1 protein-coding gene is annotated in these 224 nt (G+C 70.1%); it reads left to right on the top strand.

Annotated features, from left to right (window positions below; translation table 11 throughout):
* A partial coding sequence (locus tag KN815_RS47710; RefSeq protein ID WP_216348010.1) for an AMP-binding protein occupies positions 1 to 224 on the top strand: 224 nt, incomplete at both ends.

The raw sequence follows: 224 nt of genomic DNA on the forward strand, positions 1-224 counted from the left end.
GTGGTGCGGTGCCGATCGGGCGGCCGTTCTGGAACACCCGCGCGTATGTGCTGGACGCGTCGTTGCGTCCGGTGCCGCCGGGGGTGGCCGGTGAACTGTACATCGCGGGAGTGGTGTTGGCGCGTGGCTACTTGGGGCGTGCGGATCTGACCGCCGAGCGCTTCACCGCCGATCCATACGGCCCTGTGGGCGCGCGGATGTATCGCACGGGCGATGTGGCGCGA

Source organism: Streptomyces niphimycinicus (genome assembly GCF_018883605.1).
GTDB lineage: Bacteria > Actinomycetota > Actinomycetes > Streptomycetales > Streptomycetaceae > Streptomyces > Streptomyces niphimycinicus.